Origin of the sequence: Paenibacillus sp. JNUCC-31 (assembly GCF_014844075.1) — a bacterium.
In the GTDB taxonomy this organism is placed as follows: domain Bacteria; phylum Bacillota; class Bacilli; order Paenibacillales; family Paenibacillaceae; genus Paenibacillus.
The window spans coordinates 1,386,212-1,400,245 of sequence record NZ_CP062165.1 but is presented as its reverse complement, the minus strand read 5'-3'; the positions used below and the strand labels follow the sequence as shown (position 1 = coordinate 1,400,245).

Genomic DNA, 14,034 nt, shown 5'->3' with positions numbered 1-14,034 from the left:
TGATCGTATAATTTTTACTGATCTGCATGAGAATTATTTATAATCCCGGTGGGTTTTCAATTAAGCGTTCAAATCCGTTATGGCCGGAATGTTAATTTCTTTTACACAGGCTGCTTTGGACAGATTGACGATGCATTTTACGATAGAAACGATATCCTGTAGAGGGATGCGTGTACCATTATATTCGGAAAGAGCGCGGTCAATGCCATCTTTAAACGGAATTTCGGCTGCAAGCTCTCCCGGGTTTATACACGTAACCGCAATTCCATCGTTTCTTGTATGTTCTCTCAAGGCCTCTGTAATCCCTCGAATGGCAAATTTGGAGGCCACAAAGGAAACCTGGGTATTGTTCGCATTGCTCAGACCCGCAGTCGAGCCGATCAGAACGATTTTGCCAGCTGTCGATTGTCTGAGGTGGGGTAATAATGCCTGAATGCATACAATAGCGGATGTTATATTCACATGAATCAGATTACTGATGTCGGCGGGGGTATCGTTATCGAACGTATAGTGGTCCTCGAACCCCTCCTTTTCCCAAATGCCCACATTGTAAATGAGAACATCCAGTATTTCGTTCTGAAGCGCATCGCTGATCAGTTTGGCTGCATGGAGATCGGACAAATCTGCCTGTATCCATATTCGTTCTACGCCATCGTTCAGCTTCAAGTTATCAGGTTTCGTGCGAGATATTACCCAGACTTTATCGCCATGCTCAGGCACACCTCTGACAAATGCATCTCCTAATCCTTTGCTGGCACCGAATACAAGATAGTTCTTCAAATTGAAATGCTCCTTCTTCTCAAAATGTCAGTCTATGAGTACCCGCTCAAAAAGCAGGCTCTTTATTTTCTGATAATATAATTTCTTCTCCTTGTTGTTGCCTTAATGCTATATTTTCCCTTCCCCATGCACACATCACATCGACAATCTTATTGGCGGTAACGCCATACTCCGTAAGGCTGTATTCGACTTTGGGCGGCATTTGCTGGTAGACATGTCTTCTGACAAGGCCGTCCCTTTCAAGCTCGCGTAATTGCTGGATCAGTACCTTTTGAGAAATTCCGTCAATACTTCGCTCTAATTCGCCTGTCCTTTTCACGCCGGACATTAGCAAACAGATGATTAGCGCCTTCCATTTGCCGCCGATGATTTCGAGGGTCGCTTCGATCCCCAGATTATATTGTTTCATGAGATATCACCTCGTTCAAGTTACATCCTGATGATGTGGTATAAATATTCATTTTCTCACAGCATGGCTGATGAAGTCTATACACACTTTGAAGTAACCATCTTACTTTCGAGTGTGTATTTTCTTTTGCACAGGCTTATATGATAATGGCCATATTCGAAAAAAAGCCTATAGCTGAACCGAGAAAGGAATGGTAATCATGAAAACACTTGTCATTTTGGCGCATCCAAATATGGAGGTTTCGAGAGTGAATCAGCGATGGAAAGAAGAACTGGAGCAACACTCGAGCGGTATTACCATCCATGAGATTTATAAAGCGTATCCGGATTGGAACATCGATGTGTCCAGAGAGCAGAAGTTGCTGGAAGCATATGATCATATCATCTTGCAGTTTCCGTTGTATTGGTACAGCTATCCGCCTTTGTTAAAAAAGTGGTTTGATGATGTTTTTGCTTACGGATGGGCGTACGGATCAGCAGGTAACAAACTGCATGGGAAAAAGCTGGGCTTGGCCATGTCCATTGGTGATAAAAAGGAAAATTACAAACGGGATGGTTCAGTGTCCTTTACTGTAGATGAGGTAGTCACGCCATTCAAAGCCAGCATCAATCATGTTGGCGCCGTAGCGTTACCGTATTTTGCGGTCTTTGGTGCCTCATTTCAAGCCACTGATGAAGAAATTAACCAAAGTGGCAAAGAATATATCAGCTATATCTGTAAGTATCAGCATGTAGCCGGAAACCTGTCGGTTTGAACAGAAAAATGACCTGAATCGCGTTTGCGGTTATTCGGGGGCAGGTACCCGACGCCGTCTTCTGGGTAATACAAGCTTCTAATCCCAATTCGCATATTGTGCTTCAACCTCCTCGCTTGCAGATGGCAGCTCCATGCCTTCCTTCCAGAGCAGCGTCGCATTGTCCTTGGGCCCGTAATAAATGGCCTTAATGGTGATTTCAGGGTTCTTCCGGTTGGCATTTAATTGATTGAGATCCACGAAGTTATAGATATTGGCAAGACTGATCTCAGCAAATTTTTTGGATTTGATCACAGGCCGAACCGGTGTCATATAGAAATTCCCGTCATCCTCCAATGTGTAATTCACCTGATTCACCCGGTAACCGTCGGTCATCTTCACATGATACGCGATTTTGCCGTCTCGGAGCCGGCTGACTTGCGTGACTTCAATGACACTGGCCGGAACCTCGTTAATATTCCATTGGAATAATCCGACATAGCCGAGATATAAGGCTCCGCTCACGGCTGTCGCGAGCAGCAGGCCTTTTAGAAACGAGGCTTTTTTTGAGCGCCGCCAATACGCCTTGAAGTTGGCCAGACCCGTGCTCTCCAATTTATTTTTCGCTATCAGCTCAAAAGGCAGGCTGCTGCTCAGTTGAAGCTTGTGCAAGGCTGCTTTACACGCTTCACAGGTAGCCAGGTGAGCTTCAACGACTTCTTTGGTGTTAGCGCTGCATACCTCATCGTAATACAGCGGTAGCAAATCCCGAACGACCTCGCAGGATAGTTTGTTCATGGCTTTTCCTCCAGTAGTAAGTCTTGAATAATGTTCCTTGCACGGTGAAAGGTCACTCTGGCCCAGCTTTCCGTTCTTCCGAAGATCTGGCTGATATGGTCAAAAGACAGCTCGCCAAAAACCCGCAGCGTAAACACTTCCTTGTAAGGCTCCTTAAGGTTGTGCAGTAGCTTATGGATGCGCAAAGCTTCGGTTTTGTCGATCAGCTGTTGTTCCATCGTGAGGCTGGTGCCAGATCTGGTGTCAGGCGGGGGCCCCGGTTCGAAACGTTTTTGTTTGTCCATGTATGTGAAATAAGTATTTTTGGCGATTTGACATAGCCAAACGCTGATTTTACAGTTGCCTTTGAACTGGTCGATATTCTTCACGGCTTTTACAAACGTTTCTTGAGTGATTTCTTCTGCAATCTGCTGATTTCTGCTTAAAGACAACGCAAATAAATATACCTCCTGAAAATATTGTTCGTAGATTTGTTCCACATCGGCCACTTGTTCACCACCTTACGTATATAAGACCCGTTCATGGGGATTTCGTTACAAATAAATTAAAGGCATAAGATTGCCGTGAGTCCCCAATAGAACTCTGAATGATAACTCAAGTAGACAGCCGGCTAATTAGTCGGCTGTCTTTACAAACTCAATATCAGATTGGTAAAATTGGGCAAATGCAGTGATGAGAAGAGTAGGTAAGGTGTACATTTACAGAGAGCTCCGGTAGCTGAAAAGGAGTAAGGGGAACCTTATTGAATCAAATCTCTGAGCATCACATCGGAACCTGAGGCTGTTCAGGGGGTGGTGTGACAGGAGCTCCTGTTACAGAGCTAGAGTATAAGCATGATTGTCATGCCGTACTCGATAAGATTAATCTGATGACAGATTAGTAAACTGGGGTGGCACCACGACGAATCTCGTCCCCAAGACATTGTTCTTGGAGGTGGGATTCTTTTTTTTTCTCAGAGCAGTACTATTCTAATAGCATCGGAATTATGGGTTCTTTTCAAAAGGAATGAGGTTTGATCTTGAGAGGAGGTTTAATTCATGCTAAAAGCTTACTGGAATTATTTCTTGTATATCCTTAATCATAAACTGAATGTACTGATTGAATGTTGGAAAGAAGGCCTCTATATTCAGGGGATTATTCATGATTGGTCGAAATTTTTACCGGCTGAATTCTTTCCATACGCTAAAAAGTTTTACTCTGGAATACCGTTAACCTTAGAAGACGAGTTGAAATGGAAATACGCATGGCTTCGTCATCAGCATAAAAATAAGCACCATTGGGAGTACTGGGTTATTAACCCCAATACAAAAGAGGCGTTACCCATGCCTAAGAAGTATGTCATCGAAATGGTATGTGATTGGCGCTCTTTTTCAAGAAAATGGGGGAAAAGAGTAAAAGATACTACTCTAAACCTAACGGAGAGCATAGTGGTTCATCCTGAAACGAAAAGAGAGCTTGACCTTCTAACGTCCAACCAAAGCACAAAGGCCCTTTAGGCTAACAAAAAACAATTCTTAACTATGACAGGATTTGTCGTGATTTGGATTTATAATGAGGGTATATTAACGAAAGGAGATGTAAGTTATGAACCGAAGAATAATTTTAGATTTAGCGGTTACTTTAGATGGCTATATTGAAGGGAAGAATGGGGAAGTTGATTGGTGCATCATGGATCCTGATATGGAGTTTAATACGTTTCTGAATCAAATTGATACTATTTTGTACGGAAGAAAAAGCTATGATTTATGGGGAGAATTTACACCGGATAGTGAAAATACTGATGCTGAGAAAGAGTTTTGGGATACGGTTCACACGAAAGAGAAATATGTGTTTTCCAAGACTAAAAAAGAGACTGATAATAAAGCGATCTACATTAATGACAATATTACTGAAGAAGTAATTAAATTAAAGAATAAGCCGGGTAAAGATATTTGGTTATATGGTGGAGCAAATCTTATTACTACTTTTATTAATTTAGGGCTAGTTGATGAATTCAGATTATCCATTCACCCTGTTATCTTGGGAGAAGGGAAGCCGTTATTTATTGATGTGAAACAGAGAATAAATTTGAAAACGGTTCATACAAGAACGTTTACTTCCGGTGTTGTTCAAGTAATCTACCAGCTGGATAGAAAATGATACCGCTCCTCTAATAACATTTCGGAAGTGGCGGGGCTAATCAGGTTAACTCATAAAAAATGCGACACCTTCCGGAAAATTCGGATGAGGTGACGCATTTTTTTCGTCTATTGCTTGAACTTGCCCAAAAAGCATAAGTTCCTCAGTGACCTCCGTCTGATGCGAGCTCCTTGTTTTCACTTTTCCTCACTAGCCACCGGATGTTCCTCATAATTGATCCAAGATGAGTCATTGTCCTCAGAGTAGTGGTATTTACTGACCATTGATTTTGGAAAGTGAAGTGGTCACAATAGTAATATTGCCATAAATGACGGAATTGTTATTTTTGAAGAAGATCAACTTTCAATAATAGACGTCGGTCCTTCGATGTCCGTTTAATGCTAAGTAACAGGGAGGAGCATTCATGCCGCAAGATGACCGGAGTGTCAAAACGGGGCGTAGTTCCGCTAGGGCATTAGCCATGCAACTTATTGAATGGTCTGGTGGAACGGACAATATTATCGAAAGCACCCATTGCACGACACGACTCCGACTCCGATTGCAGAACACTGATCTGGTGGAACAAGAACGTCTTGACGGTATGCAGGAAATTCAAGGGGTGTACATTCGTGCTGGGCAATTGCAGATTATCCTTGGTCCCGCTCTTGTCTCAAAGGTTAATCGTCAGGTGAATGGCATGCTTCAGTCAACTGCTTCGTCCATATCCAAAGAAGACGGCCCGAATGGACCTCTCACATCAGGGCTACACGAAGAAAACCATACTGACTCCTGTACACTGCCGTCCGTGTCTACCGCTAGCAGGTCATCCAATGATAAGGGGCTTCATTCACGATCTCTGTTACACAGGTTGATGGACGCATTCCAATTTTTTTCTGATATCGTTGTACCCATTATTCCGCTCTTCGTCGGGGCTGGACTGCTGTTGGGTCTCTTGGGACTTGCGGGGGCATTCGGGTGGGGTGATCCAGGCCAAATGTGGTTCCGGATTCTGTCACTGCTGACGGGCTCAGCGTTCCAGCTGATGGCGGTTCTCTTCGGATACAACACGGCCAAGCGGTTCGGGGGAACCCCGGCGCTTGGTGCCGCTGTGGGGATTGTCATGACTCATCCGGGAATTCTTCCGTTCACCAAAATCGGTGGAGATCCGGTCTTTGCTCAAGTTTTGCCCATGTCACCGCAATTCGGGTATCAGGGAGCCATAATCCCAACCGTTCTTGCGACGCTAATGTTAACGATAGTTGAGAAAGGACTACGGCGATGGATACCGTCATCCGGAGCTGTTCTTCTCGTTCCCTTCTTAAGCTTTAGCATCGCGGGCACTCTTGCAGTACTGGTTATTGAACCCCTTGCTCTTGGTTTGGGCCGCTCGCTCGGAAGTATTCTGGAACACGTCTTCAACTATGGGAGCTTGTATTTTGGCCTTCTGCTTGGAGGGGTCTATAGCTCCATTGTGATCACCGGTCTTCATCACGGGATTCAGGCTGTCGAAGTTGGACTGATCTCCAATCCGGATATCGGCTTTAATTTCTTGCTTCCGATCTGGTCCATGGCGAATATCGCGCAAGCAGGAGCCGGTCTTGCGGTGTATGCCAGAACCCGGGACAAAGCATTAAGGAAAATAGCATTGCCTGCTTCGATCACCGCACTGTTCGGTATCACCGAGCCAATCACCTATGGTGTGAATCTTAAACTTGGGCGCCCCTTTCTGGGTGCCGCTGCCGGAGGAGCCACCGGAGGGGCATATGTCGCTTTTCATCAGGTTATCGCCAGTTCATTTGGGCTAACCGGATTGCCGATGATCGCTTTTATCGTACAGCCCGGGTTGATGAATCTTGTTCATTATCTGATAGGTTTTGTGCTTGCTCTGGCCACGGCTTTTGCCGTTACCTTGCTGCTCGGTGTGGATCGCGATGTTCGACCAGAAGCTGATAAACTTAACGAACAGGCATAGGAGACTAACATGAAGATCAAAAAAATACTTAACAATAACGCCGCTGTGGTTAACGATCATGGAGAAGAGAAAATTGTCATGGGGCCGGGTGTTGTTTTCCAAAAAGGAAAAAATGATATTGTAGACTCAAGCCTTGTTGAAAAAGTGTTTGTGATGACTGATCCGAAGCAGTACAACCACCTTCAGGAAATACTGGGGACCCTGCCCGAAGAAGAAATTGCAGTCACCCAGCAGATCATCACTTTCGCCGAGAAAGCACTTGGTGTTACGTTTCATGAGCACATCCATATCGCTCTTGCAGACCATCTCTCGTTTGCCTTGGAGCGGATTGGCAAGGGAATCGAAATTCGGAATACGCTGCTTGAGGAGATTCGTATCCTCTATCCAAGAGAGTTCCAGCTTGGGCTTCATGCCAAGCGTTTGATCTACGAGAAATTGCAGGTGGTCATCCCGGAAGATGAGGTGGGTTATATCGCCATGCATATCCATACGGCCTGGAAGAATGCGGGCATGCGCCATAAGGCTCCGGAAAAGACGGCCATGATCAGGGATATCGCGGAAGGTGTAGGACAAGTTGCCGGTGTACTGGATCGACGGTCTGCGAACTATGAGCGACTTTTGACCCAGCTTGAGAATATGCTGCAAACGGATGAATCAGGCAGACTTCGCAATGAACTGAATCCGGAGCTTGTAGCGATGGCAAAGATGAATTTTACCGAAGCATATACACAGGCCCGCGAGATCGGTGAAATGATTGAAGAGGATTATGGATATGCTTTTACCGAAAGCCAACTGGTTGTGATCGCCATGGAAATCATTCGGATAGATCATCGACTTCATCCATCCTCAGATTGATTATGATGCTTGATAAACTGAGTCCCTGGTCCTTGATCCGAATCGGGAGTTTCGATCTATAGCCAAATTTTGATCCGACCATATAGAATAGTTATCGACAGTTGAATATGTCGGGATTGTTACTGGTAAGCAGGCAAGACCTAAAAGTCCGTTGGGATCGGTGTACCCACCATACCCTAACGATTTTTAGGTCTTTTTCTGTTTTCCGGAAAAAATGACAAGAGAGAGGGATACATCTAATGAATTTCCAGAAGATTGTGAGAAGAGCGACAGCAGTAACGTTTGCAACAGCACTATTGGCAAGTGGGGGAGTTTCGGCTTTTGCAAAAGAAAGTTCAGACTACAAAGAGAGTTATGGTTTCTCCCATATTACACGCACAGACGCCCTGAAAATCCCTGCGGAACAAATCAAAGAACAATTCAAAGTTCCTCAGTTTGACGCATCTACTATCCAAAATCTACCTTCCGCAAAAGGATATGATGAGAAGGGTAATGTCATCGACATGGATGTGTGGGATACCTGGCCACTGCAAAATGCAGATGGTACTGTAGCTGACTATCATGGTTATCAAATCGTTTTTGGTTTGGCGGGTGACCCGGATCGGGGATCAGACACATTCATCTATATGTTCTACAAAAAAGCAGGAGACACGTCCATTGATGCCTGGAAAAATGCAGGGAGAGTGTTCAAAAACACCGACAAGGACGTTCCGAACGACCCCATTCTGAACCACCAGGAAGAGGAATGGTCCGGCTCTTCTACGCTGACTACGGATGGCCATATTCGTCTCTTCTATACCAATCGTCATGGCTGGGACCCGGCCAACGGATTTTATGGCAAGCAAACCCTGACGACTGCTCAAATCAATGTCTCCGAACTTACAGAGGACACGCTCAAAGTGGAGGGTGTTGAAGATTTCAAGTCGATCTTTGATGGTGACGGCAAAATGTATCAAACCGTGGAGCAGGCTTTCAGCGGTGGGGATTATTCCGACAATCATACGCTGAGAGATCCTCATTACGTTGAAGATAAGGGTCACAAATACCTTGTTTTCGAAGCCAATACTGGAACAGAGACGGGCTACCAGGGCGATGATGCATTCAATAACAGAGCCTTCTACGAAGGAAGCAAGAAGTTCTTCCAGGCCGAGAGGGAGAAATTGCTGCAAAGCCCTAATAAAAAGTTAGCTTCCTTAGCCAATGGCGCTTTGGGGATCATTGAACTGAATGATGACTATACCTTAAAACAAGTGATGAAGCCGCTGATTGCATCCAATACGGTAACAGATGAAATTGAACGCGCAAATATCTTTAAATTGAATGGAAAATGGTATTTGTTCACGGATACAAGAGGAGCCAAAATGGTTGTGGATGGTGTTGATGCTGAAGATATCTACATGTTGGGATATGTATCTGGTTCTCTGACCGGACCTTATAAGCCATTGAATGGTACTGGACTTGTATTGCATCAAGATCTGGACCCTAAGGATGTTACCTGGACTTACGCACATTTTGCTATTCCGCAGGTTCAAGGCAACAACGTAGTGATCACTAGTTATATGACCAACCGAGGAATGTTTGAAGATCATCATTCTACCTTCGCACCAAGTTTCCTGGTGAATATCAAAGGATCCAAAACATCCGTAGTGAAGGACAGCATTCTGGCACAAGGACAATTGACAGTGGAATAAACCAATTCCGCAGAGAATCTAAAAGAAAGAAAATGTCGATAACTATTGGCATTTTCTTTTTTTACAAACGAGGTATCTGTTATGAATAACAAAATCAGAAGGAAAATAATCATTTGGTCTGCTGTCTGTGGTGTGATCACGCTTGCCTTCACTGTTATTCCGATCCTGACCAACAGCCCATGGCCTACAGCGGATACGGGATTAGCCTCTCCTGGCGCGAGCCTGCGAGCTAGCTTTCATTTTACAACGCCAGACAAGTGGAAGAATGATCCTCAAAGGCCGATATATCTGGACGGAAAGTACCACTATTATTATCTGTATAATGGTGATTACCCCACAGGCAATGGTACGGAATGGCGGCATGCCACATCGGTCGATCTGGTTCATTGGAAGGATGAAGGAGTGGCAATCCCCAAATACACGAACCGGAACGGTGATCCATGGTCTGGCTCATTGGTTGTAGATGAGTCAGGTACAGCAGGCTTCGGCAAGGGAGCGATTGTTGCGATTATGACGCAGCCCTCTGCGAGCAGCGGACAGCAGGAACAATATTTATGGTACAGCACCAATCAAGGGAAAACATTTAAGCCTTATGGAGATCGACCGGTGATAAAGAATCCGGGACAAAAGGATTTTAGAGACCCTAAAATCATCTGGGATGAGCAATCCGAAAAATGGGTTATGGCTCTGGCTGAAGGGACGAAGATTGGGTTCTATGAGTCGGTTAATCTGAAAAATTGGCGATATACCGGCGGCTTCTTCACGGAAAACGTAGGGTTGGTGGAATGTCCTGATCTATTTGTGATGCGGGCAGATAACGACACCTATAAATGGGTGCTTGGCGTAAGCGGCAACGGCAGATCATCAGGGCAACCCAACACCTACGCTTACTGGACCGGAAGCTTTAATGGCAGAGAATTTGTCCCCGACCTTCATAAACCACAATGGCTCGACTATGGTTTCGACTGGTATGGAGGAATTACATTTGAAGATGGGGCTAGCAGTGACAAAACCGATCACCGCTACGCATTCGCCTGGATGAATAACTGGAGCTATGCCAACAATACGCCGACACTCCAGGAAGGTTACAACGGCATGGATTCGATTGTTCGGGAAATTAAACTTATTACATCAAAAACGGGTCAGTATCGACTGATCTCAAGGCCGATTGAGTCTCTGGAACAGGCAGTGGTCTCGGAGACTGCCTTTAAACCGATTACAGTCAAGGGATCTCATACACTTCATGTGATGGGAGATTCATATCAGCTTGAGGCTGATATATCGTGGACCAAGATCAATAATATTGGTTTAAGGCTTCGTGAATCCAACGACCAGAGCCGACATGTGGATACAGGCGTCAATGTAGAAGGTGGCTATGTCTATGTGAACCGGACCTATACCGGGAATCCTGACAGGAGTGGCCGAGACTTGGAGAGTCAGGCGGCATTTGCTCCCGAGAAGAACAAGGTTCATCTCAAGATTCTGGTAGACAAGACCAGTATCGAGGTCTTCGTTGATGATGGTTCATTGGTGTTATCCAATGTCATTTTTCCAAAATGGAGTGACCGCGGGATCACGCTGTATGCTGAAGGCGGGACGGCAGTATTTAGCAACTTGCGGATTAAATATTTCGATTAATCGGCGGCATGACGAAAAGCCCGCTTTTTTGGGTATAGGCGTGAAGTTTACAGGGATTGGTGCTGGCAATCAGAAAGGGAAAGTGGAGCAAGCACTGGGCAATATCAATCTAAGGCATTTCAGGGTCTGTCAGGAACTCTTTTCTCTAATACCCAAAGAAAAGGGAATTTATCTACCAGATGCAATTTCGAAATTGGAATTATACGACTACGTCAACTGGTTTAACAAGTACCGAATTCACGGATCACTGGAGTACATGACGCCTGCTCAGTATCGTCAAGTAGCCCTTAAAAAAAGTTGTCTGATTTAATGTTGACAATCCATGGTTAATTCAGCTGCGCTAATTTTTACTAGAGGAAAGGGGGAGACGATGGGGAAAAATGCATTTACACGGCAGGATATCAGCATGAATCATCCGCCTGCGAATGTGGTTGATTATGACATGTATCGGCGAGTGTTAGTACGTAATTGCTGAGGGATTTGAGTATAAAAAAGCCGTCGATACTTTCTCGACGGCCTTAGCTTAGGGATGAGACTTGGGCAATCTCCCTTGTTTCTAATATTAAGATGCAGTAAAGTTAGTGATCCATTGATGAGCTTCTGAATAATCATTGAAAAATTGAACCTTCTCGGAAGTATAAGTCTCTTTTAAATGACTCATAACGTCCCCGCTTTCAATCACAAAAGCAATGGCATTACATTGTTTGAGTAAAGAATCATTAAAGAACTTTTCTCTCCAAGTCTTTTGGACAGTAAAGTGCTCCGCTTGATAAGGTAGTCTGTTAACCAGTAGTTTGAATTTTTGTCCATTATCCAATAATGGTTGGCAAACAGAAATGAAATCGTCATACCAGTGGTTTACATCGTCTACAGAGATATTTCCGGTAAGATGTGTAATAACAAGATCATGTTCCTTAACTGTACTAAGATTATTCGTTTTATCCATTTGATCTCTCCTTAAATCATTTTTTGATTTGTACTTGTCTGGCCAACCTTATTAAATGAGAACGTGAAACAGCTGAGTGCAATAAGTGCGAAGACGACTGCGCCCAGATAAGGTGCTCCTGCACCAAAATATTGGTACAGCAGCCCTCCGAGAATTGGACCAATAATGGCAGCAAGTGAATTCATAGATTGAGATGCCCCCATTATGGAACCTTGCTCGCTTTCAGGAGCAAGTCTAGAGAGTCGTCCCAACAAAATGGTTTGTACAATGGCATTACCTAAAGAGGTTACGGTCAGTGATATAATCAACATCCATAGATTATAAGAAAAGCTTGTGCCTAAGTATCCCATAACGATGATTATAAAGGCTGAAACCCCCAACTTGTATTCTGGGAATTTGTTAATGACTTTGTGTAAGCCAATTTGAAAGACGACTGATAGAAAGCCAACATAAGTTAAAATGTATGCCACTTGTGAAGGCCCATAACCGAAGCGGTCGACCGCAAATAGTGCCAAAATGGTCTGAATACTAAGGTAACATAGGTACATCATAAATATGGCAAGTGTAATGATGTTTACACGTGGCATAGATAAATATTTTACAAGTGTTTTGATTGGATTAAAGATGGTTAACGAGCGTGCTGTCCGTTTTACATGTGATTCTGGTAAAACAAACAGTCCATAAATTAAATTCAACAGTGCGAATCCTGCTGCGACCAAAGAGGGTAACGCAAGGCTATGTTTTACGGCGACAACAGCAATAAGTGGACCTAATACAATACCCAACCCGGATGCGGCTCCAAAAATGGCAAATCCTTTAGAACGATTCTCAATGGAGGTGACATCGGCGATATAAGCTTGGGCTGTTGAAATGTTCCCAGCTGTTAAGCCGGCTATCATTCTGGAGACAAATAATAACCAGAGCTGATCTGATGTTGCAAAGAGAATGTACCCGATAGCTGCACCTAGCTGTGAAAGTAAGAGGATAGGACGCCTGCCGAATCGATCTGATAAAGCCCCCAGAATGGGTGAAAATATAAACTGCATGAGAGCGTATGAAGTGGCTAGCAAACCTATAATAAATGCTGAGGTGGAGAACTGCAATACGTAAAATGCATATAGTGGAGCAATGATACCATAACCTAAAAAATCAATTAATATGGTGAAGAATATAAAATTTAGAGCTGCTTTCTTTGGACCTAATTGCTTAGTTTCCGCTGTTTTCAAAACCGCCAATGCTTGTTCCTCCTAAACGATTATTTTGTGATTGTTCCGTGATAGACGGAGATGAAATCACATCAATTCCGACGTCGATCACTTTATCTGAATCCAAGAAATGGATGGAGACCTTTGCTCTTTTTTTGCGTTTATCAATTTTCTTGATCATGCTTTCCATCCCTGTTAGTGGCCCAGACTGAACAAATACTTCAGACTCTTGAACGACAACTTGGGAGTAACTCAGCATACCCTTGTCATCCAACAACTTGAGAATCTGACTCATTTCATCATCCGGCACGTTCTTGAAGAAAGTATCTTCATCAACGGAATCACCCATGTTCGAAATAGACTTTTTGCTCCAATCACAACACCGATCTTTAGGATTCAGATAACTCAAAAGACTTAACACTCTAGGTGTTTTTTTTATCTCATAATAGAGTTTGAATGTCATGTGGGTTCTAATAAATAAATATCCAGGGAATATCAATTTAACTGCATGATACACCTCGCCATTTTTTCGCTCTGGAACAAGACGTTTGGGCACTAAACATTGTAAAACATGTTGGTCAAACTTGTTTTGTAAAAATAACTTCGCTTTGTTCTCTTCTCCTGTTTGTACTGAGAGTGCATACCATTTCATACCTCAACACCCTTACTCATCCATTAATTAGATGTTTTATCCAATTAAATCATGACTATGTAAATTTGTACATGAAGTTATAACGTTTTTTTGTAAAAAAATAATTCTTCTCAAAAAAAGATCATTCTATGTCGAAAAATGTTGAAATAAATTTACAAAAATGATAATTGTAAACCAACACTGGATCATTATATACTTAGGAGGAAAGAAAAGGAAGTGTAAAAGTTCATTTCAATG

General features: G+C 43.6%; 15 protein-coding genes and 1 other annotated feature. Of the genes, 8 read left to right on the top strand and 7 right to left on the bottom strand.

What is annotated here, in order from left to right:
- Window positions 1-60: 60 nt before the first annotated feature.
- Together JNUCC31_RS05930 and JNUCC31_RS05925 are read right to left on the bottom strand one after the other, a co-directional pair.
- The gene (locus tag JNUCC31_RS05930) at window positions 61-780 is read right to left on the bottom strand and encodes an SDR family NAD(P)-dependent oxidoreductase (RefSeq protein ID WP_192269444.1); all 720 of its coding nucleotides are present in this window, start codon (window positions 778-780) and stop codon (window positions 61-63) included.
- Between the two features lie 46 nt (window positions 781-826).
- Window positions 827-1,189 (bottom strand): winged helix-turn-helix transcriptional regulator, encoded by a 363-nt coding sequence (locus tag JNUCC31_RS05925; protein WP_192269439.1) that lies wholly within the window; start codon window positions 1,187-1,189, stop codon window positions 827-829.
- 199 nt (window positions 1,190-1,388) lie between these two features.
- Between JNUCC31_RS05925 and JNUCC31_RS05920 the strand changes: the two genes are divergently transcribed.
- Window positions 1,389-1,943, top strand: a complete 555-nt coding sequence (locus JNUCC31_RS05920) for an NAD(P)H-dependent oxidoreductase (protein ID WP_192269437.1) — start codon at window positions 1,389-1,391, stop codon at window positions 1,941-1,943.
- A 78-nt stretch (window positions 1,944-2,021) separates the two neighbouring features.
- Here the strand turns inward: JNUCC31_RS05920 and JNUCC31_RS05915 are convergent, their stop codons facing one another.
- On the bottom strand, window positions 2,022-2,720 hold the full coding sequence (locus tag JNUCC31_RS05915) for a zf-HC2 domain-containing protein (RefSeq protein WP_192269434.1): 699 nt from the start codon (window positions 2,718-2,720) through the stop codon (window positions 2,022-2,024).
- Entirely contained in the window at window positions 2,717-3,208 is a 492-nt protein-coding gene (locus JNUCC31_RS05910; RefSeq protein ID WP_192269431.1) for an RNA polymerase sigma factor, read from the bottom strand. The genes JNUCC31_RS05915 and JNUCC31_RS05910 overlap by 4 nt, the downstream gene beginning before the upstream one ends.
- A gap of 172 nt (window positions 3,209-3,380) precedes the next feature.
- Window positions 3,381-3,638: a binding site (T-box leader), on the top strand.
- Window positions 3,639-3,757: 119 nt separating this feature from the next.
- Here JNUCC31_RS05910 and JNUCC31_RS05905 point away from each other — a divergent pair.
- The 7 genes from JNUCC31_RS05905 to JNUCC31_RS34045 all read left to right on the top strand — a co-directional run bounded on the left by JNUCC31_RS05905 (window position 3,758) and on the right by JNUCC31_RS34045 (window position 11,304).
- Window positions 3,758-4,216 carry a DUF5662 family protein gene (locus tag JNUCC31_RS05905; protein WP_192269428.1) on the top strand — a complete coding sequence of 153 codons (459 nt, stop codon included), beginning with the start codon at window positions 3,758-3,760 and terminating at the stop codon, window positions 4,214-4,216.
- 88 nt (window positions 4,217-4,304) lie between these two features.
- A complete protein-coding gene (locus JNUCC31_RS05900; protein WP_192269425.1) occupies window positions 4,305-4,859 on the top strand; it encodes a dihydrofolate reductase family protein in 555 nt (184 codons plus the stop codon).
- Window positions 4,860-5,262: 403 nt separating this feature from the next.
- Window positions 5,263-6,810, top strand: coding sequence for a PTS transporter subunit EIIC (locus JNUCC31_RS05895; RefSeq protein WP_192269422.1), 1,548 nt, complete (start codon window positions 5,263-5,265; stop codon window positions 6,808-6,810).
- Window positions 6,811-6,819: 9 nt separating this feature from the next.
- Window positions 6,820-7,665 (top strand): PRD domain-containing protein, encoded by an 846-nt coding sequence (locus JNUCC31_RS05890; RefSeq protein WP_192269419.1) that lies wholly within the window; start codon window positions 6,820-6,822, stop codon window positions 7,663-7,665.
- Window positions 7,666-7,904: 239 nt separating this feature from the next.
- Window positions 7,905-9,356, top strand: coding sequence for a glycoside hydrolase family 68 protein (locus tag JNUCC31_RS05885; RefSeq protein WP_192269416.1), 1,452 nt, complete (start codon window positions 7,905-7,907; stop codon window positions 9,354-9,356).
- Between the two features lie 81 nt (window positions 9,357-9,437).
- Complete coding sequence (locus tag JNUCC31_RS05880) at window positions 9,438-10,994, top strand: glycoside hydrolase family 32 protein (protein WP_192269413.1); 1,557 nt, start codon at window positions 9,438-9,440, stop codon at window positions 10,992-10,994.
- Window positions 10,995-11,034: 40 nt separating this feature from the next.
- Entirely contained in the window at window positions 11,035-11,304 is a 270-nt protein-coding gene (locus JNUCC31_RS34045) for an IS3 family transposase (protein ID WP_192269409.1), read from the top strand.
- A 252-nt stretch (window positions 11,305-11,556) separates the two neighbouring features.
- Here JNUCC31_RS34045 and JNUCC31_RS05870 read toward each other — a convergent pair whose 3' ends face one another.
- Genes JNUCC31_RS05870 through loaP form a run of 3 tightly spaced genes read right to left on the bottom strand, consistent with a single transcriptional unit; the run spans window position 11,557 to window position 13,797 of the window.
- On the bottom strand, window positions 11,557-11,940 hold the full coding sequence (locus JNUCC31_RS05870; protein ID WP_192269406.1) for an STAS/SEC14 domain-containing protein: 384 nt from the start codon (window positions 11,938-11,940) through the stop codon (window positions 11,557-11,559).
- An 11-nt stretch (window positions 11,941-11,951) separates the two neighbouring features.
- On the bottom strand, window positions 11,952-13,175 hold the full coding sequence (locus JNUCC31_RS05865; protein WP_192269403.1) for an MFS transporter: 1,224 nt from the start codon (window positions 13,173-13,175) through the stop codon (window positions 11,952-11,954).
- On the bottom strand, window positions 13,147-13,797 hold the full coding sequence (gene loaP / locus JNUCC31_RS05860; protein WP_192269399.1) for an antiterminator LoaP: 651 nt from the start codon (window positions 13,795-13,797) through the stop codon (window positions 13,147-13,149). Before loaP ends, JNUCC31_RS05865 begins: the two co-directional genes overlap by 29 nt.
- Between the last annotated feature and the right edge of the window lie 237 nt (window positions 13,798-14,034).

What these genes read in the sequence shown, in the direction of transcription:
- JNUCC31_RS05925 (WP_192269439.1), bottom strand. Translation starts at nt 1,189, where the DNA reads ATGAAACAATATAATCTGGGGATCGAAGCGACCCTCGAAATCATCGGC.
- JNUCC31_RS05920 (WP_192269437.1), top strand. Translation starts at nt 1,389, where the DNA reads ATGAAAACACTTGTCATTTTGGCGCATCCAAATATGGAGGTTTCGAGA.
- JNUCC31_RS05915 (WP_192269434.1), bottom strand. Translation starts at nt 2,720, where the DNA reads ATGAACAAACTATCCTGCGAGGTCGTTCGGGATTTGCTACCGCTGTAT.
- JNUCC31_RS05905 (WP_192269428.1), top strand. Translation starts at nt 3,758, where the DNA reads ATGCTAAAAGCTTACTGGAATTATTTCTTGTATATCCTTAATCATAAA.
- JNUCC31_RS05900 (WP_192269425.1), top strand. Translation starts at nt 4,305, where the DNA reads ATGAACCGAAGAATAATTTTAGATTTAGCGGTTACTTTAGATGGCTAT.
- JNUCC31_RS05895 (WP_192269422.1), top strand. Translation starts at nt 5,263, where the DNA reads ATGCCGCAAGATGACCGGAGTGTCAAAACGGGGCGTAGTTCCGCTAGG.
- JNUCC31_RS05890 (WP_192269419.1), top strand. Translation starts at nt 6,820, where the DNA reads ATGAAGATCAAAAAAATACTTAACAATAACGCCGCTGTGGTTAACGAT.
- JNUCC31_RS05885 (WP_192269416.1), top strand. Translation starts at nt 7,905, where the DNA reads ATGAATTTCCAGAAGATTGTGAGAAGAGCGACAGCAGTAACGTTTGCA.
- JNUCC31_RS05880 (WP_192269413.1), top strand. Translation starts at nt 9,438, where the DNA reads ATGAATAACAAAATCAGAAGGAAAATAATCATTTGGTCTGCTGTCTGT.
- JNUCC31_RS05870 (WP_192269406.1), bottom strand. Translation starts at nt 11,940, where the DNA reads ATGGATAAAACGAATAATCTTAGTACAGTTAAGGAACATGATCTTGTT.
- loaP (WP_192269399.1), bottom strand. Translation starts at nt 13,797, where the DNA reads ATGAAATGGTATGCACTCTCAGTACAAACAGGAGAAGAGAACAAAGCG.